Consider the following 25,104-nt stretch of genomic DNA (forward strand, 5'->3'; position numbering starts at 1 on the left):
TCGCGGTGGGAAGAACCTAGGGCGGTGGAACGATCAAGGCAAGGTCTTGTTGCCAAGCCGTTGGACGCGGTCCGGGCCGGGATGCACCGCGCGGTCCGTTCGGCGGATCGACAGTCGTGCGACCGCATTGCAGAGTTCCGGCAAGAGGAGACGGGAGCAGCCGTGATCACCAGTGCCGAAATCCGCCGCACGCTCGAAGTGATCCGGCCGCACGTGCGGCGAACACCCGTGCTGGAAGTGGACCTGCACGACCTCGGCGGGCCCGCGCACCCCGGCCTGGTGCTGAAGCTGGAACAGCTCCAGCACTCCGGCTCGTTCAAAGCGCGCGGAGCGTTCGCGAACCTCCTGCTGCGCCAGGTGCCGGAGGCGGGAGTGGTCGCGGCCTCCGGCGGCAACCACGGCGCCGCGGTCGCGCACGCCGCGCACCGGCTCGGGGTGGCCGCGACGATCTTCGTCCCGACCATCTCGTCCCCGGCGAAGACCGACCGGATCCGCGAGCTGGGCGCGAAGCTGATCGTCGGCGGCGACCGCTACGCCGACGCCCTCGCCGCCGCGCAGCGCTGGACCGCCGACTCCGGCGCGCTCCCGGTCCACGCGTTCGACCAGCGGGAGACCTTGCTGGGCCAGGGAACCCTCGGCCTGGAGCTGGCCGAGCAGATCGCAGATCTCGACACCGTCCTGGTGCCGGTCGGCGGTGGCGGGTTGATCGCCGGCGTCGCGGCCTTCTTCGCCGGATCGGTCCGGGTCGTCGGGGTCGAACCCGAAGGAGCGCCCACGCTCACCGCCGCCCGGGCGGCCGGTGCGCCGACCGACGCCGCGACCGGAAGCATCGCCGCCGACGCGCTTGCTCCGAAGCGGGTCGGGGAGCTGGTGTTCCCCATCGCGGAGTCGTACGTGGAGGACGTGGTCACCGTCGACGACGATGCCATCCGCGACGCCCGCCGGGCGCTGTGGGAAGGTGCGCGGCTGGTCGCCGAGCCGGCTGCCGCCGTGGGAGTCGCGGCGCTCGTGACAGGCGCCTACCGGCCGGACCCCGGTGAGCGGGTCGCCGTCGTGATCAGCGGCGCGAACGCGGCGCCGGGCTGATCACTGCGCCGACGGCGGGCGCATGGCGAGCTTGGCGAGCAGGTTGCGGCCCTCCTCGGCGTGCTTGGGCTGCGCCAGCACGTCGTAGCGGCCCGCGACCAGCTGGCTCGCGGAGGAGAAGTCGCGGCGGCCCCGCGTCGAGGCGTAGCCGACGGCGGCGAAGACCAGGCCGAACACCACGCCGGTGCCGAGGCCGACCAGCACCGGTCCGAGCCACGAGCCCTGCGGGGTGAACATGCCCATGATCAGGCCGACGAACAGGCCGAACCAGGCTCCCGAGGCCGCACCGCCGCCGAGCACCCGGCCCCAGCTGAGACGGCCGGTGACCCGCTCGACCAGCATCAGGTCGACCCCGACGATGGTCACCTCCTGGACCGGGAAGTCGCTCTCGGCCAGGTGGTCGACGGCCCGCTGGGCCTCCTCGTACGTGCCGTACGAACCGATCGGCCAGCCGGTGGGCGGCGTCGGCAGACTCGGTGTACCCGCCGACGGCCGGCCCGCGCCGGTAAACGGGTTGGACACCGTGGACACCTCCGTGGGCTCGCGGGACTCGTGAAACGCAGGTCCGTTTCGTCCACTCCCAGGCTACTCCACGAGGAGATCAACGCTAGGCCGGAGCGCAGCGTCCCCTAGGGCCGAGGGCGCGGCCGGAGCACGTCGACGGTGGCGCTCAGGATGGCGTGCGCGTACGCGCTGACGACCAAGGCGATCAAGATCCAGGAACCGCCGATCAGGCTCCCGTGCAGGAACAGGGTCCCGAAGAACACGACGAACGTCAGCGCCACCGCCAGGACCCGCGCGCCGGTCCGGTAGGCCAGCGTCGCGGGCCAGGTCAGCGCCGCCGCGGCCACCGAAAGCCCGAGCGGTGTGATCCGGAATCCCGTTGTCAGCAGCCAGAATTCGGCCGCGAGCAGGAGTACGGCGATGACGAGTCCGGGCAGCCAGCGCGCGAGTCCGCTGCCGTGCCCGAGCGACGCCCTGCCCAGCCACACCGCGAAGACGATCGTCAGCAGCACCGCGACGAGCACGCTGCTGCCGAAGGAGACCCCGGAGAAGTCGTAGAGCCCGAGCGGCCCCGGCTCGACGGGCTTGAACTGCGCCGCCGCGCAGAGGACCAGTTCGCCGTCGTCGGAATCCGGGCAGTCGGGTATCGAGAACGTCGTCGAACTCTCGTACTGGTCATAGGACAGCAGCTGAGCCCCCAGGCCGCTGATGTCCGCCCCGGTGAACGCCACCGCCGACGCGGCCAGGAACGCCACCAGCGCGGCCCGCTTCGGGGCGGCGAAGGCGAAGACGACCGCGAGCAGCAGCGGCTTGACCAGGGTCATGGCCCACCGCCCCAGCCGGGCGGGCACGCCCGGCCCGTCCGGGCGCGCTGCGCGGTAGGCCAGCAGCCCGAACCGGGTGGCCAGCGCGGCGGTCCGCCGCTCGCCCAGATCGGCCAGCCGCTCCCGGCCGACGCCGTACCGCTCGACCTCGCGGGTCAGTTCCGCCGGCCCCGGCACCTCCGCCTCGGTCCCACCGCGCGGGTCAGCGCCGCGCGCCACGGTCCCCACGAACGGGACCTCCTGCGCCGCGATCGTCCACTGCAGACGTTCGGTGAGCAGTTTCCTGGTCTCGGTCAGCGGATTCTCGTCGCCGGGCTCGGCGAACAGGGCGTCGAGTTCGGCGCGGACCTCGCCTGCCCGGGTGGTCCACAGCTCGGCGAGGAACGCCCGCCACTGCCCGGCCCGCTGCTCGTCGAGCTCGCCCAGCTCGGCCGCGCTCGGCTCGCTGACAATCGCCCGAAGCGCTTCGCCAACCCCGTCCGGCCCCAGCTCGGCGTTCTGCCGCACGATCCGCCGCGGATCGGCGAGCAGGTTCACCAGGCTGGCCGCCGCGTCCATCCGGCCCCACATCCAGTCGTTGGCCCGCCACCGGGCCGACAGGAAGGAACCGAAGTTCCCCAGGTCGTTGCCGCGGATCTTGTCCGCGATCCGCAGCGGCGCGCCCTCGTCGCACAACCCCTTGAACGGCAAGGAGGTCTGCTCGTCGCTGACGACCCGGAGCAGGTTGATGCGGGAGCCGGGAACCCGGCCGACGTCCAGCGGAGCGGTGAGCACGACCAGCGGGCGCAGCGCGCGGGACTCGGCTTCCTCCAGCAGCGAGTAGCCCAGCTGCTCCGGTTCGGCGAACTCCTCCCGGCCCGCGGCTGCCGCCGCCAGCTTCTCGACGATCCGGTGCAGCACCGCGGTCGCCTCGGCCACCGCGTCCACGCAGTCGGAGTCCTCCGGTGCCGCGTCCGCCCCCGACGACTCCACGATGGACCGGAGTTCGCGGGCGAACTCGGCCAGCTCGTGCTGGAACCGGTCGCCGCCGGTGACCTCGGCCAGCACCGCGCCCAGCAGCGGCCGGACCGGCGCGGGCAGCCGGTGCTGGAGGCGGTCCCGGCGGCGCAGGACCCGGTCGATCCAGCTGTCGAGCTCGCCGACCTCGACGATCGGCTCCAGCCGCGCGCCGTTGAGCCAGTAGCGGTCGGCGTGGCCCTCCAGCACGTCGGCGAACATCCGCAACCGGTACAGCTCCGACTTGCAGCGGCCGATCTCGGCGGTCTCCGGCGACCAGCGCTCGACGTCCCGCGCCCAGGCGATGCACTCCTGCACCGCGGAGGCCAGCCCGCGCACGTCGTCGAACAGCGCCGGGGTGGCCAGGGCTCCGAGGCGACGCGAAAGGTGCGCGGCCAGCACGTTGCGCGCCCGGGCCGACCAGCCCTGCAGCGGATCACCCGGCACCGGCGGGAGCAGCCGGTGGTCCTCGGTGCCTTGCGGTTCCTCCAGCAGCTGCCGCACCGCCTGCGCGTCGAGCTCCGCCCGGATCACGGCGTGATCGGCCTCCACTGCCGCGGCCTGCGCGACCAGCTCCGACTCCCGCCGCTCCGGAGCGGCGGCGCGCAGCGGCGCGAAGAGCGCCTTGCGGCGCAGGGCGGTCCGCTCGACCACGCGGTTGTGCTCGTCGAGCGCGTCGAGGTCGGTCAGCAACGACTCCTGGCTCATCCGCGCGCGGATCGCGGTCGAGGCCACCGGCAGGCCGGAGCCGTCCGGGAGTTCGGTGTCCGACGCCGCGGGCTCGGGGTTGAGGTAGAGCAGCCAGCGCTGGGTCGGGCGGTCGGCGGGCGCGTCGGAGATGGCCCGGATCGCGGCGGTGACCGGGATGTTGTCCAGCACCCCGCCGTCGATCACCCGGTACGGCGTGCCGCCGGTGTTGACCTCCGAGAAGAGCCCGGCCAGGTTCGGCTCGCCCGCGGGCACCGGGCCGGTCGACGAGTGCACCGCAGACGGTTCGAAGGCGAACGGGAACGACGAAGTCGTCCTGGCGGCGAGGGCGAGCCTGCCGACCGTCTCCTCGAACCGCTCGCCCGCCTGGAAGTCCGAGAACGGGTCACCGGCCCGCCCCCGGTGCCGGAACCGGAACGACGCCGTGCGCCGTTCCTGGGTCAGCGGCCGGGAACGGCCGTCGTAGTGCCGCTCGACCACCGGGTCCAGCAGGGTCGCGGTGAGCAGCAGGTCGGCGCGGACGGCCGGGCGGTGCGGATCCGGCTCGACGTTGCCGGTGATGACCCGGGCCAGCTCGGTGCGGAAGTAGCCGTCGCCCTCCAGCAGCGACAGCGGGCGCGGGTGCCAGAACTTCGGCACCGGCCTGGCCATCGCCTCCAGGTCGGCCAGCTGGATCCACATCCGGCGCATCCGGTCGAAGGGCATGCCGTAGACCAGCGACGCCGACAGCAGGGTCGCGTTCAGCCCGCCCGCCGACGCGCCCGCGAGCACGTCCACCGACACCGAGTCGTACCCGGCGAGGCCGGCCAGCGCCGCCCACGGGTGCGGCTGCGGTTCCGCCAGCGCCGACCGCAGGTGGTTGATCTCGGCTACCGCGCCGCCGATCCACACCGCCATGCTCGCGCCGCCCCGCATCGCCAGCGCCAGCCGCAGTTCCTGCGCGTTCTCCCTCACCGGCCCAGCAGCCCCCTCGCGAAGTGATCGGTGCAGTACCGAAAGCTACCTCGCGGGCAGGACCGGACGAAGATCGACCGGAGGCGGTCAGCCCGACGGCCGAGCCGATTGCTCTGATGGTGCCGTCCAGCGGCTCGTCCGGCGCATCCCGGCCGCCCGGCCCTTGCCCGCGACGACCAGCGCCATCTTCCGGGACGCCTCGTCGATCATCTCGTCGCCGAGCATCGCCGCGCCGCGCTTGCCGCCGGCTTCGGAGGTGTGCCACTCGTAGGCGTCGAGGATGTTCTCCGCGTGGTCGTAGTCCTCCTGGCGCGGCGAGAAGATCTCGTTGACCGCGTCGACCTGCGCGGGGTGCAGCACCCACTTGCCGTCGTAGCCCAGCGCCGCCGACCGGCCGCCCACCCGGCGCAGCCCGTCGACGTCCTTGATCTGCAGGTACGGCCCGTCCACGGCCTGGACGCCGAACGCGCGGGCGGCCATCAGCATCCGCATCAGGATGTAGTGGTAGGCGTCGCCGGTGTCGTAGCCCGGTGGCTGGTGGCCGACGGTCAGCGAGCGCATGTTGATCGAGGCCATGAAGTCGGCCGGGCCGTAGACCAGCGCCTCGACCCGGGGCGAGGCGGCGGCGATCGCGTCCACCTCGACCAGTCCGGCGGCGTCCTCGATCTGCGGCTCGATGCCGATCCGGCCGACCTCCAGGCCGGTGGCCTTCTCCACCTGGGTCAGCGTCAGGTCCAGCCAGCGCACGTGCTCGGCGGCGCTGGTCTTGGGCAGGATGATCGTGTCCAGGTTGGCGCCCGCGCCCTCCACGACCCGCACGACGTCCTGGTAGGTCCACTCGGTGGTCAGATCGTTCACCCGCACCGAGCGGGTCTTGGCGCCCCAGCCGCCCTCGTTGAGGGCGCCGACGATCCGGTCCCTGGCCTCGGCCTTGGCCAGCGGGGCGACCGCGTCCTCCAGGTCGAGGAAGAACTGGTCGACGGCCAGCCCCCTGGCCTTGTCGATCATCTTCGCGCTGGAGCCGGGCACGGCCAGGCAGCTGCGGCGCGGGCGCAGTCGGTCGACCACGGTGTCCTCCTCGATCGGCGTCGCTGTCGTATCTACCACGCCGGGCCCGGCCCGGACTGTGATCGCGACCGCAGGTCAGGCGGCGTCGAGGTCCTTCATCAGCTCGACCACCGCGGGCGCGGTCTCGGCCTGCGCCAGGTACTCGGCGCAGGTCATCCAGGCCATCTCGGCGATCTCCGCCGCGGGCGCGGGAGTCCCGGCCAGCTCCGCCGAGTAGCAGCGGAGGTCGACCCGCACCCCTTCGCCCTGGCCGTAGGCGTCGGTGACGTAGCGGCCGACGAAGCGCTCCGACCCGGCCAGCAGGTCCACCCCGAGCTCCTCGACGACCTCGCGGCGCAACGCCTCCAGCTCGGTCTCCCCGGGTTCGATCTTGCCGCCCGCCAGGTAGAACGCGGCGTGGTGGCGGGCGCGCACCAGCAGCGCCCGGCCGTCCACGCGGTGGACCAGGCCGACGACGCGGAGGATTTCGCTCACCCGGCCATCCTCACGCACCAGGTGACGGCTGCACGCACTGGCCCGGGCGGCTTGGAGGCCGGGCGGTTCGATTCCGACCGGCGCACGTATGCGCGCGCTGCCTCAACAGGCTCGGCAGCCGAGCGGGTTCAATGTCGACCGACGCACGCCCGTGCGCACGGTCCAGCGAGCCTGGCAGGCGAATGATTCGACGTCGACCGCCTCACGCCTGCAGGCACCGGCCTGGCCCATGACGAGCACCGCCGGATGCAGACGGTTTCGCCTCACGCCTGCGCGCGCTGGCCCGGCGGGGCGGGCACACCTCCGTCCGCCAGGCGCTCGCACCAGCGCACCAGTTCCGCCAGTTCTCCGCCCTGGGCAGCGCGGAGGAAGTACCGGGCGACGCCGTTGCGGTGCGTCGCCGACGCGGTGCGCAACCGGTGCTCACCGCGTTCGGTGATCACCGCCTGCACCCCGCGCCCGTCGGAGTCCACCCGGACCCGGCGCACCAGCCCGAGCCGCTCCAGCCGGTCCACGAGCCTGGTCACGCCGGACCTGGAGAGCAGCACGGCGTCGGCGAGTTCGGTCATCCGCAACCGCTGTTCGGGGGCTTCGGCCAGCGCTTCGAGGACGTCGTAGGCGGCCAGCGTGAGCCGCTGTTCGGCGATGAGGTCACCTTCGAGGCAGCGGGTGACCCGAGCGTGCGCACGGAGGAAGGACCGGTACGCCAGCAGTTCGGTTCGAGTGGGTAATCGTTCTAGACCCGTCTCGGTCACGTCGATCGATATTACGGACCGCGTTCACCCGACTCCGAAGCGCCCCTGGATCCCGGCCGGTGGGCGCCGTGGATGGGGTGAACGCGCGGCCACTACTGTCCGCGTGCTACCGGTCCGTAGCATGGAGGCAGCAGCGCAGACGCGCAGAAAGGTCGGTGTCAGGCAACCGTGACCACTACGCAGTCCACACCCACCGAAGAGGCCGTGCGGCGGGCTCTGGGCAAGGTCCTGGACCCGGAGATCAACAAGCCGATCACCGATCTCGGCATGGTCAAGTCGGTCTCCGTCGCGGGCGGCGACGTCGCCGTCGAGGTCTACCTGACGGTCAAGGGCTGCCCGATGCGCGAGACCATCACCCAGCGGGTCACCTCCGCGGTCTCCGAGGTCGAAGGCGTCGCGAACGTCTCCGTCGAGCTCGACGTGATGAGCGACGAGCAGCGCACCGAGCTGCGCAAGAAGCTGCGGGGCAGCTCCGAGGAGCCGCGCATCCCGTTCGCCGAGCCCGGCTCGATGACCCGGGTCTACTGCGTGGCCTCCGGCAAGGGCGGCGTCGGCAAGTCCAGCGTCACCGTCAACCTGGCCGCCGCGATGGCCAAGCGCGGGCTGTCGGTCGGGGTCGTCGACGCCGACATCTACGGCCACTCGGTGCCGCGCATGCTCGGCGCCGGGGGCAAGCCGACCCAGGTCGACAAGATGATCATGCCGCCGCAGGCGCACGGGGTGAAGGTCATCTCCATCGGCATGTTCACCCCGGGCAACACCCCGGTGGTCTGGCGCGGGCCGATGCTGCACCGCGCGCTGCAGCAGTTCCTCTCCGACGTCTTCTGGGGCGACCTCGACGTCCTGCTGCTGGACCTGCCGCCGGGCACCGGCGACGTGGCGCTGTCGACCGCGCAGCTGATCCCCAACGCCGAGATCCTGGTGGTCACCACCCCGCAGCAGGCCGCGGCCGAGGTCGCCGAGCGCGCGGGCGCGATCGCGATGCAGACCCGCCAGCGGCTGGCCGGGGTCGTCGAGAACATGTCCTGGATGGAGATGCCCGACGGCTCCCGGATGGAGGTCTTCGGCTCCGGCGGCGGCCAGATCGTGGCCGACTCGCTGACCCGCGCGATCGGGTCCGAGGTGCCGCTGCTTGGCCAGGTGCCGCTGGACCCGCGGCTGCGGGAGGCTGGCGACAACGGCAAGCCGCTGGTGCTGGAGGACCCGGACTCGCCTGCCGCCGCGGTGCTCAACGACGTCGCCAAGCGGCTGTCCACCCGCGCCCGCGGGCTGGCCGGGCGGATGCTGTCGGTCTCGCCCGCGTAACGATTCCGCGCGGGACCGTCACCCGGCGGTCCCGCGTCAGGTCCCGGCGCGTCAGGTCCTGGCGACGGCGAGCAGTCCCTCGCCGACCGGCAGGCGCACCGGAACGAGGGTTTCGTCCGAGCGCACCAGGCGCAGCAGCTCGCGCAGCGCGAGCGATGCCGGGTCGCGGCGCGCGTCGTCGTCCGCGCGGACCCCGGCGAAGACGATCACGCCGCCGGGGCGCAGCAGACGCAGCCCGAGCTCCAGGAACACCGGGTAGTCGGTGCGGGCGCCGAAGACCGAGACCAGGTCGTAGCCGCCCTCGGTGAGCCGGGACATGACGTCGGTCGGCAGCCCGGTGATCAGCCGCGCGCGCCCGGCCGGGATGCCGGCCCCGGTCAGCGCCGCGCGGGCCGCCCGCTGCCCGGCCTGGTCCACGTCGATCGAGGTCAGCACGCCTTCCGGCACCATGCCCCTGAGCAGCCACAGCGAGTGCGCACCCGTGCCGGTGCCGATCTCGACGACCGCCTTCGCGCGCAGCGCGGCGGCCAGGAACCGCAGCACGTGCCCCGGCGTCATCTCGCCGGCGTCGTCCTGGGCGGGCACGGCGCCGGTGCGGGGCGGACCGCTCCGCATCGCATCCCGGCCGACCGGCCCGGCACCGATCGGTGTCTCGGGTATCACAACGCGCAAGGCTAACGGCGAGCCCTCAGGCGGCGAACACGCGCGGGCCGATCGTTAGAGGCCCGTTTCCGTCGGAGGCATCCCTTAGGCCATTGGCGTGAGCCGCACGTCACGGGGTCCGGACGGGTTCTCAGGCTGCTCTCAGGTGGCTTTCATGCCCGCCTCACCGGGGTAGAGGAGATTGGTGGCGTCACATCCGGTGGTCTCGGCGCATCCCATCCCAACAACACCAAGACAGACCGCACCGGAACAAAGCGACCACCATGGTCGTTCCAACTAGGCAGCCGCCCGCAGGAGGTGGGTTCTCGCCCGATGGCAACACAGCCGATGAGCACGCAGCCGATCAGCTCGGCTGAGCCCGAACAGCACGCGACCGTGGCCGTCCAGCAGCCCTGGACGCCCCCGTCGTGGGACGAGGTCGTCCGCCAGCACGCCGACCGGGTCTACCGGCTGGCGTTCCGCCTGACCGGCAACCAGCACGACGCCGAGGACCTGACCCAGGAGACGTTCATCCGCGTCTTCCGGTCGCTCGCGTCGTACAAGCCCGGCACGTTCGAGGGCTGGCTGCACCGGATCACCACGAACCTGTTCCTGGACATGGCCCGCCGCCGCGCCCGGCTGCGGATGGAGGGGCTGCCCGAGGACACCGACCGGCTCCCCGGCGGCGGTCCGAGCCCGGAGCAGGTCTTCCACGACACGCACCTGGACCCCGACCTGCAGGCCGCGCTCGACGAGCTGCCGCCGGAGTTCCGGGCCGCCGTGGTGCTCTGCGACGTGGAAGGCCTTTCCTACGAGGAGATCGGTACCACCCTCGGGGTGAAGCTGGGTACTGTGCGCAGCAGGATTCACCGCGGTCGCCAGATGCTGAAGGCCACCTTGGAAGCTCGACGCGAGCACTCTCGGGAGGACACCGAATGACGGTTCTGCGTGGGTGGGGTCTGTCCGAACAGCACCTCGCGCTGGACGCGATCGTGGCGTTCGTCGACGGCGAGCTGAGCCCGAACGCCTATGACCGAGCGGCCTCCCACCTCGCCCGCTGCCCAGCGTGCGCCGCCGACGCCGCCGCCCAGCGGCAGGCGCGGGCCGCGGTGCAGGCGGCGGACACACCGTCGATCTCCCCGCGCCTGATGCAGGCGCTGCAGTCGATACCGACGCACGCCGAGCTGCCGCCGCAGCCGGACGGCCTGGCCCTGACCCGGGACGGCCAGCTGGTGGCCATGGCCCCGAACGGCCGGGCGAAGCCCTTCGGCTCGGGACCGGTGCTCGGTTCCGGCACCCCGCTCGGCGGCGGTCAGCAGCCGCTGGGCACCTCGGCCGCGCTCGGCGAGGCCGACGCGGTGCCCGCCACCCGCGACGCGAGGGGCCGCCGCACCCGGCAGGGCGCGGGCGTCGTGTTCTCCGGTCTGGTGCTCGGCGCCCTGGCCCTGATGAACGTTCCCGGTGACGACGAGCAGCTGCCGCCGACCACCGGCCAGCTGCCGCTTCCGAACGGCGCCTACGGCAATGCGGTGCTGCCCGCGTCGGTGCAGCGAACCGAGCCGTCGGCCGCCGCCACCACCGAACCGGTGAGCGCGGGACAGCCGCAGGTCGCCGGGCACACCGCACCGGTCTCGACCGCCGCGTCGGCGGTCCCGCTGCCCTGAAAGCCACACGAACTTCACCTCCCGCGAGGCAGGATGGGGCCCGGCGGCTCACGTACCGGTGACGCGGAGGGCCCGCCCGTGTGATCCACTCGAACAAAGTGGTGACGAGTCGAATGCGCATGCCCGGGGAGCGATGAGCGAGCAGTCAGGAAGGCCCGAGCGGGGTGGTCGAAGCGGCGACGAGACCACCGGGGCCGAGCAGGTTCCGCCGGGTGGAGCGGGCAACGGCCACGGCGCACGCCCGTCCGAGCCGGTGCACCCGTGGCAGGGCGGGCCCGCGGGGACGCGGGGCGTTCCCGCCGACCGGTTCGCTCCGGCCCGTCCGCCCCGTCCGCCCGCAGGCAACGGCAGGCCGCCGCAGGCGGCTCGGGCGCAGGGTCCCGGCTCCGGCGAACAGGCTGGCGTGCCCGGAGCGCACCCGCCCCGGTCGGCACAGGCTCCCGGCCACCAGCCCAGCACCGGCGCGGAAACTCCTGGACCACAGGCGGCTAGGGCGCAGGGCCACGGCCACGGCGAACAGCCCGCCGCACCCGGAGCGCACCCGGCCCGATCGGCACAGGCCCCCGGCCACCAACCCAGCACCGGCACGGAAACTCCCGGGCCACAAGCGGCTCGGGCGCAGGGCCACGGCTCCGGCGAGCCGCCCGCCCCAGGCACAGGAGCCCCGCACCCACCGCACCCCGCATCGGCTCCCGGCCACCAGCTCGGTACCGGCGCGCCCCGCCCCCCCGCCTCCGGCGACCAGGCGGCCAGCCCACAACAAGCCGGCCCACAACAAGCCAGCCCCCAGCAGCACAGCGCCCAGCAAGACCCCTCCCCCCGGCTGGCGCCGCGCCCGCTCCAGCGTCCCGCGGTCGACCCGGCGCAGTCGGCGGTCTTCGGCCGCCCGAAAGATGTCGAAGGCAGCTTCGACCCCAAGCGACCGGACGGCGTGCCCGCGCGCGGCATCGAGCAGGTCGCGCCGCCGGCGGAAGCGCTGAGCAAGGCGTTCGGCAGGCCCGCGGACGCCGACGAGACGTTGCAGCGCGCCCCCGGCGAGAAGCCGCTCGCCCCCGACCGCGACGACCCCGCGTTCTGGGACGAGGGCAGCGAGCGCGATCCGTGGCGCAATCCCGCGGCGTCCGCCGTCCTCGGTCCGCCCGCCGCGTCCGAGGACTCCGCCGGGGAGCGCGCGGAACCCGATCGCGGTCCGCTGCTCAGCGCCCGCGAGGTGCTGTTCGGCCGCCGGGTGTCGCCGCGCGCGCTGGCCGCTCTCGCGGCGGTCGCGGTGCTGCTGGCGGTCGTCGGCGGTTTCGTCGGGCGGCTCACCGCCGAGGAGGGCAACCCGCTGACCAACCCGGACGTCACGCTCGCCGAGGTGGAACCGGGAGACGGCAGGCCGGCAGGCGCGGTCGCCGGGGTCGCCAAGCGGGTCGTGCCCGCCGTGGTGTCGATCGAGGTCCGGGTCGGCGGGCAGGGCGGCTCCGGTTCCGGCGTGGTCATCGACGGCAACGGCTACGTGCTGACCAACAACCACGTCGTCTCGATGGCCGCCGACACCCCGGGCGCCCAGGTCTCGACGGTCTTCCACGACGGCACCCGCGCCCCCGCGCGGATCGTCGGCCGCGACCTCAAGACCGACCTGGCCGTGATCAAGGTCGAGGTGGCCAACCCGACCGTCGCGCAGCTCGGCGACTCCGACGCGCTCGCCGTCGGGGACGACGTGATCGCGATCGGCTCCCCGCTGGGCCTTTCCGGCACGGTGACCACCGGCATCGTCAGCTCCGTGCACCGGCCGGTCCGGCTGGCAGGCGAGGGCACCGACACCAACGCCGTCATCGACGCCATCCAGACCGACGCCGCCATCAACCCCGGCAACTCCGGGGGCGCGCTGGTCGACGGCAACGGCGCCGTGGTCGGCATCAACAGCGCGATCCGCACGCTCGGCGCGGGCGGCGAGGGCGGTTCGATCGGCCTCGGCTTCGCCATCCCGATCGACGACGCCCGCCGCATCGCCGAGGAGCTGATCCGCACCGGGCAGGTCCGGCACGCCGACCTGGGCGTCAACGCGAAGTCGGTCAGCGACGGCGTCGCCGACGGCGCGCAGGTGCAGAACGTCCAGGACGGCAGCTCGGCCGCCGCCGCGGGCATCGCCGAGGGCGACGTGATCATCCGCGTGGGCGACCGCAAGGTGGGCAGCGCCGACGAGCTGATCGTCGCCGTCGACCGCCACCAGGTCGGGGCCACCGTGCCGATCACCGTGGTCCGGCAGGGCCGGGAGCTGGTGCTCGACGCCACGCTGCGCTGACGGCTTCGGGGGCGAAGATTCGTTCCGATCCGCGCACCAGTGTGGGTACCCTGGTTCGCGGTAGGTGGCGGTTCGAACCGAGATGGCCCGGAGGTAGTCGAGGTGTTCGAGAACATCGGCTGGGCCGAGCTGCTGGTTCTCATCGTCGCCGGTCTGTTCATCCTCGGCCCGGAGCGGCTGCCCCAGGGGGCGGCGTGGCTGGGCCGGACGGTGCGTCAGGTCAAGGAGTACGCGACCGGCGCCCGCGACCAGATCCGCTCCGAGCTCGGGCCGGAGTTCGACGAGCTGCGCAAGCCGCTGGAGGACCTGCGCGGCATCCGCAACTTCGACCCGAAGCGCGCGGTGACCAACCACCTGTTCAACGGCGAGAACCCGCTGGACGGCATCACCAACGACAAGCCGTCCACCGCGCCGACGCGGCCGGCCGAGCAGAAGCCGCTCGCTCCCGGCGAGCGCCCGCCCTACGACTCGGACGCCACCTGAGCCACCGGCGCCCGGTGGGTGACGGCGACGGCCGCTCCGGCCAGCAGCAGCCAGCCGCACAGCAGCGCCGTCATGCCCGCCCATCCCCACGCCGCGTAGGCGAAGCCACCGAGCACCCCGCCGACACTGCTGCCGCCGTAGTAGGCGAACTGGTACAGCGCCGACGCCTGTCCCCTCGCTGACGCGTCGGCCCGCGCGCCGACCCAGCCGCTGGCGACCGCGTGCGCCGCGAAGAAGCCGCCGGTGAACACCACCAGCCCGACCATGATCGTCGGCAGGTCGTCGACCAGCATGAGCAGCAGGCCGACGACGGTGACCGCCAGCCCGAGCAGCAGCGTCCGGGTGCGGCCCCAGCGGTCCGCCGCCCGGCCCGCGAGCGCGGAGGTCAGCGTCCCCGCCGCGTAGGCGAGGAACGCCAGTGCGGCCAGCGCCGGGGTCACCAGCAGCGGCGGCGCGGTCAGACGGAAGCCCAGCACGTTGTAGACCGCGACGAAGGCTCCCATGCCGAGCGCGGCGACCAGGTACGGCACGTACAGGACGGGATCGCTGAGGGCGGTGCGGAGCCCGCCCAGCAGCGGCCTCCAGCGGAGTTCCTGGCGCTGGTGGGCGCGTTCGGCCGGGAGGAGCACGACGAACAGCGCGGTGCACGCGGCACCGAGCACGCCCACGGTGAGCACCCCGCCGGTCCATCCGGTGAAGTCCCCGGAGATGCCGCCGAGCAGCCGCCCGGACATCCCGCCGATCGTGGTTCCGGCGACGTAGAGCCCCATGGTCGTGCCGAGCTGCGCGCCGCCGGTCTCGTCGGCCAGGTACGCGGCGGCGACCGCCGCCAGCCCCGCGACCGCCACGCCCTGCGCGAGCCGCAGGCCGACCAGCACCGGGAACGCCTGCACCCACGGCATGACCAGCCCGAGCGCCGCGGCGAGCACCAGCGAGCAGACCATCGTGCGGCGGCGGCCGACCGCCTCGGAGAGCATGCCCAGCGGGATCGCGCCGACGGCGAGGCCGAGCGTGGTCGCCGAGACGGTCAGCGCGGCGGCGCCGGGGCTGAGGCCGAAGGCGTCCGCCAGCTGCGGCAGCACCGGCTGGGGCGCGTACAGCAGCGCGAACATCCCCAGCGCGCCGACGAGCAGGGAGATCCGAATCCGGCGGAGGCGAGCGTTGTCCACGCCCAAAAACTAAGCAGCGCTAATTAATGCGTCCAATACGCCGAAGTAGAACAATCCATGCCATGGTGAATGAGTCAGGTCCGGCGGAGTCCGCGCCGCAGCTCGCGGCACATCTGGCCCCCGCGCTCGCCCTGCTCCGCGCGGTCGCGGCCGAGGGGCATCTCACACGCGCGGCCGAGTCGCTGGGCGTTCCGCAGCCGACCGTCAGCCGGACGCTGGCCCGGCTCGCCGACGAGATCGGCACCCCCGTCATCGCCCGCCAGGGCCGGGGCGTCCACCTGACCAGGGCGGGGCAGCTGCTGGCCGCGGCCGCGGCGGACGCGCTGCGGACGCTGGAGGCGGGCTGCCGCGAGGTGGTCGAGGAGATCGCCCCGGAGCGCGGCCAGGTCGTCATCGGCTTCCAGCACACGATGGGCGCGACCCTGGTCCCGTCGCTCGTGCGGGGCTTCCGCGCCGATCATCCGCAGGTCCGGTTCGGGCTGCTCCAGGGCCCGCGCGACGAGATGGTCGCCGGTCTGCGCGACGGCCGGATCGACCTCTGCCTGATCTCCCCGCCGCCGGATTCCCCGGAGCTGGAGTGGGCGGCCCTGCGCGAGGAGCCGCTGCTCGCGGTCCTGTACCGGGACCACCCGCTGGCGCACCGGAGCGGGCTCGGGCTCGCCGAGCTCGCCGGGGAGGACTTCGTCGTGACCCGCCACGGCTACGGGCTGCGGCAGATCTTCACCGACCTCACCGACCGCGCCGGGTTCGAACCGCACATCGGGTTCGAGAGCGAGGAGGTGGACACGGTCCGCGGGCTGGTCGCCGCCGGGCTCGGGGTGGCGCTGCTGCCACCGGCCGTCCCGGAGGCCATCCCGGGCACGGTCGAGATCCCGCTGGACCCGCCCGCGCACCGGACCGTCTGCCTCACCTGGGTCGCGCACCGGACGCTGCCCCCGGCGGTCCGGGCGTTCCGCGACTTCGCCTCCCGGCGGCGGACCTAGCGGCCCCGACTTCGCCTCCCGCAGGCGGACCTAGCGGTCCGCGAGATCGGCGACGAACTCGACGAGGCTCCGCGCGGCGAAACCGGTGCCGCCGGAGACGACCTCGGCGTAGTTCTTGTCCGCCCGCGCCGGACCCGCGATGTCCAGGTGCACCCAGGGAAGCCCGTCGGTGAACTCGCGCAGGAACAGCGCGGCCGTGACCGCACCCGGCCCCTTCGGGCCCTGCTTGACGTCCGCGAACTCGCCCCGCACCGCGTCCGCGTGGTCCTCCAGCAGCGGCATCGGCCAGTACGCCTCGCCGACGCGCTCACCCGCCGCGCGCACGCGCTCGGACAGGTCGGGCTCGGTGGCGAAGAAACCCGCGGTGCGCAGGCCGAGCGCGACCTTCATCGCGCCGGTCAGCGTCGCGACGTCCACGAGCAGGTCCGCGCGGTGGTGGCTCGCGGCGTAGGCCAGGGCATCGGCCATGACCATCCGGCCCTCGGCGTCGGTGTTGCTGACCTCGGTGGTCTTGCCGCCGTAGTGGCGCACGACGTCCCCGGGCCGGTAGGCGCTGCCGGACACGTGGTTCTCCGCCGAGGGCACCAGCGCGGTGACCCGCACCGGCAGTTCGAGCCTGGCGATCGACAGCATCGCGGCGATCACCGCCGCGCCACCGGCCATGTCGGTGCGCATCAGGTGCATGCCCTCGGCGGGCTTGAGCGAGATTCCGCCGGTGTCGAAGGTGATTCCCTTGCCGATCAGGCCCAGGTGCGGACCGGTGGCGTCGGCGGGCTGCCAGGACAGCTCCAGCAGGCGCGGCGGGCTGGCCGATCCGCCGCCGACCGCGAGCACTCCGCCGAACCCGTTCTCGGCGAGCCACTTCTCGTCGCGCACGGTCGCGGTCAGGCCGGGGACCGGCTCGGCGAGCTCGGCGGCGAGACCGGTGAGCCAGGCCGGGTCCTTGACGTTGGAGGGCGCGTTGGCCAGGTCGCGGGCCAGCGCGGTCGCCGCCGCCCACTCCCCCGCCCGGCGCACCGCGGCGGCCACTGATTCGTCCTCGGTGACCAGCAACGCCTTGCGCAGCCGGGGCGGCGCGGGTTCGGCGGTGACGCGGAACCGGTAGTCGCCAAGGGAAAGGCCGAGCGCGAGCGCGGAGACGATCTCGGGGTCGGCTTCGGCGGGGATCCGGATCTGGAGGTACTCGGCGTCGGAGGGATCGCCGAGATCGACGGTGTCGCCCTCGCGTTCGCCGGTCTCGCCGAGCCGCTCGCGGGCCGCGCGGGCCAGCGCCGCACCGGCGGTGCGCCACTGCTGCGGCTCGCCCGAACCGACGCCCACGACCCAGCCGAACCGGCCCTCGGGCAGCGGAACCGTGCGGACCTCGCCCGCCGACGCGGTGGCGCGCAGGCTCTCCAGCAGCGCGACGTCCACATCGAACTGTTCGGCCGCGTCCGCGAGCTCCGGCCCGGAACCACCGCCGAAGACCGGCACCGCGGTGGGCACCCCGTCCCTGGAACGCCGCACGACGTCCACTTCGACCAGTGACGTCGGGATCACCGGCAGTACCGAGTTCTCGGCGCCGTCCCGGCGACCGAACCTTGAGGCAGCGGACACTTCGAAACCCTCCCGCACGGGCAGCCGTGCACAATCCGAACCGCGGGCCGACAAGGGCCCCGGCACCGTCGGCGATGCCGGGGCCTGTCACTCCCGCTCAAGTTGTCGCCACGGCGACCGGGCCGGGCGACGACTCACCCGATCGCCTCCCAGCGGCCTCAGCCGGTGGCCGACTCCAGGGCATCGCCCAGGTTCTTGGCCTCCTCGACCGACATCTCGACGACGAGCCGCCCACCGCCCTCAAGTGGGACGCGCATCACGATCCCGCGCCCCTCCTTCGTCACCTCGAGGGGACCGTCACCGGTCCGGGGCTTCATGGCCGCCATAGCGTGCTCCCTCCGTGAACTCTTCCCCGCACTGGTCGCCACAACCAACCGGGTCCGCCTCCATTCTCCCCCATCCGGACGCAGCCGCGAAACCGAACCGATCAACTCGTGTCGCTCGTGCGCTGGTCGAATGCCCGCAACGGGTGGCAGACTCGACCGCTGTGCGGGGTCTTTCGGTGCGTCGGGGCGCCATTCGCCGCCGGCCCGCCGCGGCCGGCGCCGCGATGGCACCCGCATCCGCCGCAGAGCCCGGCCGCCACCGCCACCACCAGGACCGACACCGTCTACTCGGGACTGGCGGGCGGACCCCGCAGGTGTCCACTGTGGAATCCGTCACCCGGGCGGACCGGAGGCCGGAACCGAACCGACGAAAGGGCGAGAAGTGTCCGAGGTACTGCTGACCCAAGACTCCGAGGGTGTGCGCCTGCTCACGTTGAACCGTCCGGAGAGCTTCAACTCGCTCAACGTCGAGCTCAAGCAGGCGCTGATCAGCGCGCTGCGCGAGGCCGCGGCCGACGACGCGGTGCGCGCGGTCGTGATCACCGGTGCGGGCAAGGCTTTCTGCGCGGGCCAGGACCTCAAGGAGCACGTCGCCCTGCTCGAGGCCAACGACCCGACTCCGCTGCGCACGGTGGAGGAGCACTACAACCCGCTGATCCGCGCGGTGGCCACGATGCCCAAGCCGGTGATCGCCGCGGTCAACGGCACCGCGGCCGGGGCGGGCGCGTCCCTGGCCTACGCCTGCGACCTGCGGATCGCGGCGGCGGACGCGAAGTTCCTGATGGCCTTCGCCAACGTCGGGTTGTCGACCGACTCCGGTGTGTCGTGGACGCTGCCGCGGCTGATCGGCTACGGCCGGGCGATGGAGATGCTGCTGCTGGCCGAGCCGGTCGAGGCCGAGGAGGCGAAGCGGATCGGCATGGTCAACCGGGTCGTGGAGGCAGGCCAGGCCGCGACCGCGGCGGCGGAGCTGGCGAGCCGGATGGCGGCGGGCCCGACCAGCGCGTACGCGCGGATCAAGGAGACGCTGCTGGCGGCGGCGGCCGAGGGCCTCGACGAGGCCCTGGCGGTGGAGGCCGGAGCCCAGGCGGAGGCCGGCCGCACCGCCGACCACCGCGAGGCGGTGGCGGCGTTCACGGAAAAGCGAACCCCCAACTTCACCGGCCACTGACACCCGCCTGAGAACCCACTCAGACGGCACGCCAACCCAGCCATCGTCCTCAAGCGGCGAAGCCGCTTAGCCCACCCCAGCAACCGGCACCGCCGCGGGTTCTCAGGCGTTCGCTGGCGAGGACAGCTTTTTCCGTCGTATTGGACATACGTCGGAAAAAGATTCCGGAGCCAGCGGACGCCTGAGGTTCCGCCACAGGCACCGCAACGCAAAATCCGCCACCCGCACCGCCAAGCAAAACGAGCTCAACAAGAAGCCAGCCAGCAATCCGCCAGATGATCGTCGACCATGCCGGTGGCCTGCATGAGCGCATAACACGTCGTCGGCCCGACGAAGGTGAAGCCGCGGCGCTTTAGCTCCTTGGCCATCGCCGTCGATTCCGGGGTCGTGGCGGGGACTTCGCCGATCGTCGCCGGGCGCGGTCTGCCCGGCGTCGGGGCGAAGGACCACAGCAGGTCGTCCAGCGGCCGGTCCAGCTCCACCGCCGCGCGGGCGTTGCGGATGGTGGCGTCGATCTTCGCGCGGTTGCGCACGATTCCGGCGTCGGCGAGCAGGCGCTGCCGGTCGTCCTCGCCGAAGCCTGCGATCCGCCGGAAGTCGAAGCCCGCGAAAGCCGCGCGGAACGCGTCCCGCTTGCGCAGGATCGTCAGCCAGGACAGCCCGGACTGGAACGACTCCAGCGTGATCCGCTCGAACAGGGCCTGCTCGCCGTGCAGCTCCCGGCCCCACTCGGTGTCGTGGTACTCGGTGTAGTCGGCCGGGCCCGCGCCCCACGGGCAGCGCGCCCGCGCCGACCACGGCACCGCTGTCAGCCACTCACCCCTCCTCGCGCTGGGCGCGGGCCTGCCGCAGCTCCTCGCCCGCCACGTCCAGCTGCCGCTCCAGCACCGCGATCCGGCCGCGCAGCTCGTCGAGCTCGCCGGCGACCCGCTCCAGCGCCCAGTCCACCTCGGTCGCCTTGTAACCGCGCAGGACCTGCTGGAAGCGCAGCGCTCGCACGTCGGAACCCTCGACGTCGGCCGGGGGCAACCGGGTCGGCGTGGAACCGGGCGGCAGCGCCTCCAGTTCCTCACCGCGGCCGAACACCAGCGAGGCGAGCAGGTAGACCACTGCGGCGACCGCGAGCACGACGAGCAGGTAGATGAGCGCACTAGCCACCCTCAGATCGTGGCACGGCGAACGCCTCGCGCACCGCACGGACCCCGGGAATCCCGGGCGACGAGTCCTAGGCCGGTGCCGGGGGCTTGACCAGAACGCCTTCGATGGCCGTGGTGAACTCGCGCCACGCGCGCCGCTCGGCCTGGAGCGTCTGGACACCGGAGTGGGTCAACCGGTACGTGCGGCGCTGCCGACCGCCGACGGTGCTCCAGGAGCTGTGCACGTACCCGGCGCGCTCCAGCCTCCGCAGCGCCGGATAGACCGTTCCGGTCGGCAGGTCGAGGGCGCCACCGCTGCGTTGCTGCAGGGCCTCGATGATCGCGTAGCCGTGGAGCTCCCTGCCGTCGAGCGAGGCGAGGAGCAGGGCGTCCAGATGTCCGCGCAACGCATCAGCCTTCACAAGTAGTGATGCTACGGATATTTGCCACCACTGTCATCGGCCTCCGGCAAGGGGACCTAGGTCCTTTCGCGATCTGGACCTGCGATGACCTGCGTCACATCGGCTTCCGACGGCCGCACGAAGTTGGGCCGTTCGGCTGAACAAGTCCCGAGCCGCTCCGCCTGCCGCCGCCCGTGATCCACACTTCGGGTCGCCCGGTCCCCGCAGTAGCCGAGGAGTTCGCCGAAGTGCCCACCGAAACCGACGATGCCGGTACCGCCGACGCGCTGGGCAGGCTCCGCGACTACGTGAACGCGCTCGTCGACGTCATCGCCACGCACCCGGAACCGAGCCTGGAGCGCGACGAGGCGCAGTGGCGGCTGGAGGAGCTCGCGGCGGAACTGGCCGCTCCGGCGCCGAGCGCGCCGCGGGTGAAGGCGCGCTGGATCAAGCTCGCCCCGGTGCTCACCGAGGTGCGGCCGGACGTGCCCGCCGCCGCGGTCGGCGAGCTGGTCAACGCGGCCTTCCGGCGCTGATCAGGCCAGCGCGCGCAACACCTGCTCGGGCGGGCGGGTGCCCGCGATGCTGGCGACCATCTCCACCACGCGGCGGGTCTCGGCCACGTGGTGCGCGCGGAACACCCGTGCGCCGCTCCAGGCCGCGACGGCGGTGGCCGCGAGCGTGCCCTCCAGCCGCTCGTCCACCTCGGCGCCGAGCGTCTCCCCGATGAAGTCCTTGTTGGACAGGGCCATCAGCACCGGCCACCCGGTGGCGACGAGCTCGTCGAGCCTGCGCAGCAGGGCCAGGCCGTGCCAGGTGTTCTTGCCGAAGTCGTGGGTCGGGTCGATCAGCACGCCGTGCTCGGGGACGCCGAGCCGCACCATGCGCTCGGCCCGCTCGACCAGTTCCGCGGCCACCTCGGCGACGACGTCGGCGTAGCGGACCCGGTGCGGGTCGGTGCGCGGCGGGAGGCCGCCGGTGTGCGAGCAGACCACGCCGACGCCGAACTCGGCGGCGACCTCGGCGAGCCCGGGGTCGGCACCGGCCCAGGTGTCGTTGAGCAGGTCGGCACCGGCCTCGCAGACCTGGCGGGCGACCTGGTGCCGCCAGGTGTCGACGCTGATCACCAGGCCGGGGTGGCGTTCGCGGACGGCCGCCACGAACGGCACGACCCGGCGGGCCTCCTCGTCGGCGTCGACGTGCTCGCCCTGGGCCCCGGCCCGGACGCCGCCGATGTCGACGATGTCGGCCCCGTCGGCGACCGCCCGGTCCACGGCGGCGGTCGCCGCGTCGACCTCGAAGGTGCGGCCCCGGTCGTAGAACGAGTCCCTGGTCCGGTTCACGATCGCCATCACCAGCGCGCGGTCCCCGGGCACGTCCTTGGTGCCGAACCTCAGTGCCTTCACGTGCTCGATCCTGGCACGGGCCGCGGCGCGGGTCCTCCCCAGTCCGCCCGGTGGGCTAGGGGGCGCAGGCGTCGAGCGCGGCCTCCACATCGGTGACCACGGTCAGCGCGTCCAGCGAGTGCTGGGAGGCGAAGCCGCTGTCGACCATGCCGCGCAGCCAGGCGAGCAGCCCGTCGTAGTGGCCGTCCGGGTCGAGCAGCACGACCGGCTTGACGTGCATGCCGATGTAGCGGGCGGTCCACACCTCGAACAGCTCCTCGCAGGTGCCGATCCCGCCGGGCAGCGCGAGGAACGCGCTCGCGTGCGCGTCCATCAGCCCCTTGCGCTCGCGCATGGTGTCGACGACCAGCAGCTCGTCGGACTCGGTGTCGGCGACCTCGCGCTCGACCAGCGCCCGCGGCATGACCCCGACGGTGCGCGCGCCGCCTGCCCGGGCCGCGCGGGTCACCTCACCCATCATGGACACCCGGCCGCCGCCGGAGACCAGCGACCAGCCGCGCTTGGCGATGCCGGTGCCGACCTCGGCGGCCAGGGCCAGGTAGTGCTGCGGCACCGGGCGGGAGGCGCAGTACACGCAGACCGAGACGTCCACTGTGGATTTGGAGCTGGTCAATGCGTGGCCTCCCAAGCCTGGTACGCCTCCTCGACGATGCTCACCGCGTCGTCGATGTCATCGGTCAGGTGCAGCAGCGCCATGTCCTTGTCGCCGATCTTGCCGGTGGCGTGCATGGTGTCGCGGACCCAATCGTAAAGACCCTGCCAGTACGACCGGCCGAACAGCACGACCGGGAACTTGGTCACCTTCTTGGTCTGCACCAGGGTCAGCGACTCGAACAGCTCGTCCATCGTGCCGAAGCCGCCGGGCAGGCAGATGAACGCCTGGGCGTACTTGATGAACATCGTCTTGCGGGCGAAGAAGTAGCGGAAGTTGACCCCGAGGTCGACCCACGGGTTCAGCCCCTGCTCGAAGGGCAGCTCGATGCCGAGGCCGATCGAGAGCCCGCCCGCCTCCGAGGCGCCCCGGTTGACCGCCTCCATCGTGCCCGGCCCGCCGCCGGTGATCACCGCGCAGCCGATCGCCGCCAGCGCCGCGCCGAGCTCGACGCCCGCCGCGTACTCGGGGTGGTCGCGCGGGGTCCGCGCGGACCCGAACACGGTCACCGCGCGCGGCACCTCGGCCAGCGCGCCGAAGCCCTCCACGAACTCCGCCTGGATCCGCAGCACCCGCCACGGGTCGGTGTGCACCCAGTCGGACGGGCCGCGCGAGTCCAGCAGGCGCTGGTCGGTGGTGGTCGGCTCGGCGACCCGCGACCGGCGCAGCACCACCGGTCCGCGTTGCTTCTCGTGCGGCCTGTCCGCACCGTTGGGTCCCTGTGTCGTCATGCGATCGAGAGTAGGCATTCGCGGCGAACCGCGGGTGAGGCGGCAGTGTCGGAGGCGTGCCGGACAGCTCTCGCGGCGGGAACGAAACGCCTGTTCAAGGCGTACGATACGAGGACAAGACCGAGTGGGGCCGGCGACCGCCGGCGGGGCACCCCGCGAGGCGACGGGGCGATCGGGGCGGATCGCCGGGCACGACGCCATCGAGCCCGGGAGCCTGTCATGGGTATCGAAATTCTGCTCGGAGTCCTCGCGCTCGTCCTCCTCTACGCCGGTTCGGCCGTGAAGGTCGTCAAGCAGTACGAGCGGGGCGTGGTGTTCCGCTTCGGCCGCCTGCAGGAGAAGACCCGCGGCCCCGGGCTGACCGCGATCGTTCCGGTGGTCGACCGGATGCGGAAGGTCAACCTGCAGATCGTCACCATGCCCGTGCCCGCCCAGGAGGGCATCACCAGGGACAACGTGACCGTCCGGGTCGACGCCGTCGTCTACTTCAAGGTCGAGGACGCCGCCCGCGCCATCGTCAACGTCGAGGACTACCTGTTCGCGGTCGGACAGGTCGCCCAGACCTCGCTGCGCTCGATCATCGGCAAGAGCGACCTCGACGACCTGCTGTCCAACCGGGAGCGGCTCAACCAGGGCCTGGAGCTGATGATCGACAACCCGGCGCTGGGCTGGGGCGTGCACATCGACCGGGTGGAGATCAAGGACGTCTCGCTGCCGGAGTCGATGAAGCGCTCGATCGCGCGGCAGGCCGAGGCCGAACGCGAGCGGCGGTCGCGCATCATCGCCGCCGACGGCGAGTTCCAGGCGTCCCGCAAGCTCGCCGACGCCGCGAGCGTGATGGCCGACAAGCCCGCCGCGTTGCAGCTGCGGCTGCTGGAGACCGTCGTCGAGGTGGCGGCGGAGAAGAACTCGACGCTGGTGCTGCCGTTCCCGGTCGAGCTGCTCCAGTTCGTCGACCACCTCAAGCCCGGTGACGGCGTACCGGCGCAGGCCGTTCCGAAGGAGGGGCAGGAGGAGAAGCTGCCCGCGCCGCGCGACGAGGAGCCGGTGCCGAGCTGGACCACCACCCCCGCGGACTGATCCCCTGTAAGTTCGGAGATACGAACTGTATGTTCGGAGATGCGAACCTTCTTCGAACATCGGGGAGACCATGCGGCTCACGATCCTGGGCGCGACCGGTGGCGTCGGCAAGCACCTGGTCGCGCACGCGCTGCGGGACGGCCACGAGGTGACCGCCGCCGTCCGGAATCCCGACCGCCTGCCCGTCCGCGACGACAACCTGACCGTGCTGCGCGTCGACCCGCTCGACGCCGGCTCGCTGGAGCAGGCGGTGGCCGGTGCCGACGCCGTGCTGTCCGGGATCGGCGCCGCCGGGCGGCGCGACCCGCTCAAGCCCGCGTCCAGCTCGGCCAGGGCCGCGGTGGAGGCGATGTCGGCGACCGGCGTGCGGCGGATCCTGGTGGTCAGCGCCGGGCCGCTGAACCGGTCGGGCACCGGGCAGCCCGCGTTCGCGCGGCTGCTCTCGCCGGTGCTCTGGGCGGTCCTGCGGGAGGTCTACACCGACCTGGAGGCCATGGAGCGGGTCCTGCGGGAAAGCGGGCTGGACTGGACCTCGGTCCGGCCGCCCAGGCTGCTCGACCAGCCCGGCCGCGGCACCTACCGGTCCGCGGTCGACGCCGGACCGGTTGGCGGCTCGATCCCGCGGGCCGACGTGGCCAGGGCGATGCTCGACCTGATCGGCCGGGAGGACACCGTCGGCCACGCCGTCGGCGTCGCGAGCTGA

The 25,104-nt window shown here is 72.9% G+C and carries 26 protein-coding genes; 11 read left to right on the top strand and 15 right to left on the bottom strand.

Annotated features, from left to right (window positions below):
* The first annotated feature begins 162 nt into the window (after positions 1-162).
* Positions 163-1,086 carry a threonine/serine dehydratase gene (locus ABD691_RS26820; RefSeq protein ID WP_344684329.1) on the top strand — a complete coding sequence of 308 codons (924 nt, stop codon included), beginning with the start codon at positions 163-165 and terminating at the stop codon, positions 1,084-1,086.
* Here ABD691_RS26820 and ABD691_RS26825 read toward each other — a convergent pair whose 3' ends face one another.
* The 5 genes from ABD691_RS26825 to ABD691_RS26845 all read right to left on the bottom strand — a co-directional run bounded on the left by ABD691_RS26825 (position 1,087) and on the right by ABD691_RS26845 (position 7,369).
* Complete coding sequence (locus tag ABD691_RS26825; RefSeq protein ID WP_344684330.1) at positions 1,087-1,608, bottom strand: YflT domain-containing protein; 522 nt, start codon at positions 1,606-1,608, stop codon at positions 1,087-1,089. It lies immediately after the preceding gene.
* Positions 1,609-1,715: 107 nt separating this feature from the next.
* The gene (locus tag ABD691_RS26830; RefSeq protein ID WP_344684331.1) at positions 1,716-5,072 is read right to left on the bottom strand and encodes a patatin-like protein; all 3,357 of its coding nucleotides are present in this window, start codon (positions 5,070-5,072) and stop codon (positions 1,716-1,718) included.
* A gap of 87 nt (positions 5,073-5,159) precedes the next feature.
* Positions 5,160-6,140 carry an HpcH/HpaI aldolase/citrate lyase family protein gene (locus ABD691_RS26835; protein ID WP_344684333.1) on the bottom strand — a complete coding sequence of 327 codons (981 nt, stop codon included), beginning with the start codon at positions 6,138-6,140 and terminating at the stop codon, positions 5,160-5,162.
* Between the two features lie 75 nt (positions 6,141-6,215).
* A complete protein-coding gene (locus tag ABD691_RS26840) occupies positions 6,216-6,614 on the bottom strand; it encodes an NUDIX hydrolase (RefSeq protein WP_344684334.1) in 399 nt (132 codons plus the stop codon).
* Positions 6,615-6,877: 263 nt separating this feature from the next.
* The gene (locus tag ABD691_RS26845; RefSeq protein WP_344684335.1) at positions 6,878-7,369 is read right to left on the bottom strand and encodes a MarR family winged helix-turn-helix transcriptional regulator; all 492 of its coding nucleotides are present in this window, start codon (positions 7,367-7,369) and stop codon (positions 6,878-6,880) included.
* A gap of 168 nt (positions 7,370-7,537) precedes the next feature.
* On the opposite strand from ABD691_RS26845, the gene ABD691_RS26850 reads away from it, so the two are divergent.
* Positions 7,538-8,674, top strand: a complete 1,137-nt coding sequence (locus tag ABD691_RS26850) for an Mrp/NBP35 family ATP-binding protein (protein ID WP_344684336.1) — start codon at positions 7,538-7,540, stop codon at positions 8,672-8,674.
* A gap of 51 nt (positions 8,675-8,725) precedes the next feature.
* On the opposite strand, the gene ABD691_RS26855 is transcribed toward ABD691_RS26850, so the two are convergent.
* A complete protein-coding gene (locus tag ABD691_RS26855; protein ID WP_344684337.1) occupies positions 8,726-9,337 on the bottom strand; it encodes an O-methyltransferase in 612 nt (203 codons plus the stop codon).
* A 312-nt stretch (positions 9,338-9,649) separates the two neighbouring features.
* Here ABD691_RS26855 and sigE point away from each other — a divergent pair, with 312 nt between their 5' ends.
* From sigE to tatB, 4 genes are all read left to right on the top strand, one after another.
* Positions 9,650-10,255, top strand: a complete 606-nt coding sequence (gene sigE, locus ABD691_RS26860; protein WP_344684339.1) for an RNA polymerase sigma factor SigE — start codon at positions 9,650-9,652, stop codon at positions 10,253-10,255.
* A complete protein-coding gene (locus ABD691_RS26865) occupies positions 10,252-10,980 on the top strand; it encodes a zf-HC2 domain-containing protein (RefSeq protein WP_344684340.1) in 729 nt (242 codons plus the stop codon). Before sigE ends, ABD691_RS26865 begins: the two co-directional genes overlap by 4 nt.
* A gap of 931 nt (positions 10,981-11,911) precedes the next feature.
* Positions 11,912-13,267, top strand: coding sequence for a S1C family serine protease (locus ABD691_RS26870; RefSeq protein WP_344684341.1), 1,356 nt, complete (start codon positions 11,912-11,914; stop codon positions 13,265-13,267).
* 102 nt (positions 13,268-13,369) lie between these two features.
* Positions 13,370-13,750, top strand: a complete 381-nt coding sequence (gene tatB / locus ABD691_RS26875) for a Sec-independent protein translocase protein TatB (protein ID WP_344684342.1) — start codon at positions 13,370-13,372, stop codon at positions 13,748-13,750.
* Here tatB and ABD691_RS26880 read toward each other — a convergent pair.
* Complete coding sequence (locus tag ABD691_RS26880) at positions 13,729-14,919, bottom strand: MFS transporter (protein ID WP_344684343.1); 1,191 nt, start codon at positions 14,917-14,919, stop codon at positions 13,729-13,731. The two genes, tatB and ABD691_RS26880, sit on opposite strands and share 22 nt — an antisense overlap.
* A 62-nt stretch (positions 14,920-14,981) precedes the next feature.
* Between ABD691_RS26880 and ABD691_RS26885 the strand changes: the two genes are divergently transcribed.
* The gene (locus tag ABD691_RS26885) at positions 14,982-15,902 is read left to right on the top strand and encodes a LysR family transcriptional regulator (protein ID WP_344684345.1); all 921 of its coding nucleotides are present in this window, start codon (positions 14,982-14,984) and stop codon (positions 15,900-15,902) included.
* A gap of 30 nt (positions 15,903-15,932) precedes the next feature.
* On the opposite strand, the gene ABD691_RS26890 is transcribed toward ABD691_RS26885, so the two are convergent.
* Together ABD691_RS26890 and ABD691_RS26895 are read right to left on the bottom strand one after the other, a co-directional pair.
* Positions 15,933-17,498 carry a leucyl aminopeptidase gene (locus tag ABD691_RS26890; protein WP_344684346.1) on the bottom strand — a complete coding sequence of 522 codons (1,566 nt, stop codon included), beginning with the start codon at positions 17,496-17,498 and terminating at the stop codon, positions 15,933-15,935.
* 158 nt (positions 17,499-17,656) lie between these two features.
* A complete protein-coding gene (locus ABD691_RS26895) occupies positions 17,657-17,824 on the bottom strand; it encodes a DUF3117 domain-containing protein (protein ID WP_009949794.1) in 168 nt (55 codons plus the stop codon).
* A gap of 382 nt (positions 17,825-18,206) precedes the next feature.
* Here ABD691_RS26895 and ABD691_RS26900 point away from each other — a divergent pair, with 382 nt between their 5' ends.
* A complete protein-coding gene (locus ABD691_RS26900; protein ID WP_344684367.1) occupies positions 18,207-18,995 on the top strand; it encodes an enoyl-CoA hydratase-related protein in 789 nt (262 codons plus the stop codon).
* Between the two features lie 245 nt (positions 18,996-19,240).
* On the opposite strand, the gene ABD691_RS26905 is transcribed toward ABD691_RS26900, so the two are convergent.
* The 3 genes from ABD691_RS26905 to ABD691_RS26915 all read right to left on the bottom strand — a co-directional run bounded on the left by ABD691_RS26905 (position 19,241) and on the right by ABD691_RS26915 (position 20,553).
* Complete coding sequence (locus tag ABD691_RS26905; RefSeq protein ID WP_344684368.1) at positions 19,241-19,798, bottom strand: DNA-3-methyladenine glycosylase I; 558 nt, start codon at positions 19,796-19,798, stop codon at positions 19,241-19,243.
* A 13-nt stretch (positions 19,799-19,811) separates the two neighbouring features.
* The gene (locus ABD691_RS26910; RefSeq protein WP_344684370.1) at positions 19,812-20,153 is read right to left on the bottom strand and encodes a DivIVA domain-containing protein; all 342 of its coding nucleotides are present in this window, start codon (positions 20,151-20,153) and stop codon (positions 19,812-19,814) included.
* A 67-nt stretch (positions 20,154-20,220) separates the two neighbouring features.
* Positions 20,221-20,553, bottom strand: a complete 333-nt coding sequence (locus ABD691_RS26915) for a PadR family transcriptional regulator (protein ID WP_344684372.1) — start codon at positions 20,551-20,553, stop codon at positions 20,221-20,223.
* 227 nt (positions 20,554-20,780) lie between these two features.
* On the opposite strand from ABD691_RS26915, the gene ABD691_RS26920 reads away from it, so the two are divergent.
* Positions 20,781-21,068, top strand: a complete 288-nt coding sequence (locus ABD691_RS26920; protein ID WP_344684374.1) for a hypothetical protein — start codon at positions 20,781-20,783, stop codon at positions 21,066-21,068.
* On the opposite strand, the gene folP is transcribed toward ABD691_RS26920, so the two are convergent.
* Genes folP through ABD691_RS26935 form a run of 3 tightly spaced genes read right to left on the bottom strand, consistent with a single transcriptional unit; the run spans position 21,069 to position 23,321 of the window.
* Complete coding sequence (gene folP, locus ABD691_RS26925) at positions 21,069-21,938, bottom strand: dihydropteroate synthase (RefSeq protein WP_344684376.1); 870 nt, start codon at positions 21,936-21,938, stop codon at positions 21,069-21,071.
* A 55-nt stretch (positions 21,939-21,993) separates the two neighbouring features.
* A complete protein-coding gene (locus ABD691_RS26930; protein ID WP_344684378.1) occupies positions 21,994-22,551 on the bottom strand; it encodes an LOG family protein in 558 nt (185 codons plus the stop codon).
* Positions 22,548-23,321: an LOG family protein gene (locus tag ABD691_RS26935; protein ID WP_344684379.1), complete on the bottom strand. Its 774-nt coding sequence runs from the start codon at positions 23,319-23,321 to the stop codon at positions 22,548-22,550. The genes ABD691_RS26930 and ABD691_RS26935 overlap by 4 nt, the downstream gene beginning before the upstream one ends.
* A gap of 219 nt (positions 23,322-23,540) precedes the next feature.
* Between ABD691_RS26935 and ABD691_RS26940 the strand changes: the two genes are divergently transcribed.
* The gene (locus ABD691_RS26940) at positions 23,541-24,401 is read left to right on the top strand and encodes a slipin family protein (protein ID WP_344684381.1); all 861 of its coding nucleotides are present in this window, start codon (positions 23,541-23,543) and stop codon (positions 24,399-24,401) included.
* Between the two features lie 70 nt (positions 24,402-24,471).
* Positions 24,472-25,104, top strand: coding sequence for an NAD(P)-dependent oxidoreductase (locus tag ABD691_RS26945; RefSeq protein WP_344684383.1), 633 nt, complete (start codon positions 24,472-24,474; stop codon positions 25,102-25,104).

The sequence above is a fragment of the Saccharopolyspora taberi genome (assembly GCF_039534165.1).
GTDB lineage: Bacteria > Actinomycetota > Actinomycetes > Mycobacteriales > Pseudonocardiaceae > Saccharopolyspora_D > Saccharopolyspora_D taberi.

Coding starts and splice junctions, on each gene's coding strand:
- sigE (WP_344684339.1), top strand. CDS start 9,650: ATGGCAACACAGCCGATGAGCACGCAGCCGATCAGCTCGGCTGAGCCC.
- ABD691_RS26865 (WP_344684340.1), top strand. CDS start 10,252: ATGACGGTTCTGCGTGGGTGGGGTCTGTCCGAACAGCACCTCGCGCTG.
- ABD691_RS26885 (WP_344684345.1), top strand. CDS start 14,982: ATGGTGAATGAGTCAGGTCCGGCGGAGTCCGCGCCGCAGCTCGCGGCA.
- ABD691_RS26895 (WP_009949794.1), bottom strand. CDS start 17,824: ATGGCGGCCATGAAGCCCCGGACCGGTGACGGTCCCCTCGAGGTGACG.
- ABD691_RS26935 (WP_344684379.1), bottom strand. CDS start 23,321: ATGACGACACAGGGACCCAACGGTGCGGACAGGCCGCACGAGAAGCAA.
- ABD691_RS26940 (WP_344684381.1), top strand. CDS start 23,541: ATGGGTATCGAAATTCTGCTCGGAGTCCTCGCGCTCGTCCTCCTCTAC.
- ABD691_RS26945 (WP_344684383.1), top strand. CDS start 24,472: ATGCGGCTCACGATCCTGGGCGCGACCGGTGGCGTCGGCAAGCACCTG.